Annotated in this window: 1 protein-coding gene; it reads right to left on the bottom strand. The window is 67.7% G+C overall.

The genetic code is table 11. The annotated features are described in order from the left end of the window. Window positions 1-803 (bottom strand): phosphoketolase family protein (locus HGO92_RS23165; protein ID WP_502305998.1); only part of this gene is annotated, 803 nt, incomplete at both ends.

The raw sequence follows: 803 nt of genomic DNA, 5'->3' as shown, positions 1-803 counted from the left end.
CCTTCGACCTTCTGCCCGTCCACTTCGGCCGGGCCCGTCCACCCCTTGGGGGAACGGAGCACGATCATCGGCCAGCGGGGCCGTTCGCTCCGGCCGTCGTCGCGGGCGCGGCGGCGGATCTCCTGGATCTCGTCAAGGCAAGCATCCAGGGCGCGGGCGAAGTCCTGGTGCATCTGCTCCGGGTCTTCGCCCTCGACGTAGTAGGGGGTGTGGCCGTAGCCGCGCAGCAGCCCGTCCAGTTCGTCCCGGTCCATGCGGGCTAGGACCGTGGGATTGGCGATCTTGTAGCCGTTCAGGTGCAGGATCGGCAGCACGGCGCCGTCACGTGCCGGGTTCATGAACTTGTTGGAGTGCCAGCTCGCCGCCAGCGGTCCGGTTTCGGCTTCCCCGTCTCCCACAACGGCCGCGACGATCAGGTCCGGGTTGTCGAAGGCTGCCCCGTAGGCGTGGGAGAGGGCATACCCGAGCTCCCCGCCTTCGTGGATGGATCCGGGGGTTTCCGGGGCGACGTGGCTGGGTATGCCTCCCGGGAAGGAGAACTGTTTGAACAGCCGTTTCATCCCCGCCAGGTCCTGGGACACATCGGGGTAGGTCTCGCTGTAGGTCCCTTCAAGCCACCCCGCCGCGACCGGGCCAGGCCCGCCGTGTCCCGGGCCCATGACGTACATCATGTCCTGGTCCCGCTCCATGATGGCCCGGTTCAAATGGGCGTAAATGAAGTTCAGTCCCGGGGTGGTGCCCCAGTGCCCCAGCAGCCGCGGCTTAACATGCTCCGGCCGCAGCGGTTCCCGCAGCAGCGGGTT

Source organism: Crystallibacter degradans (assembly GCF_012952295.1).
Lineage (GTDB): Bacteria > Actinomycetota > Actinomycetes > Actinomycetales > Micrococcaceae > Crystallibacter > Crystallibacter degradans.
This window is presented reverse-complemented; position numbering and strand designations above follow the sequence as displayed.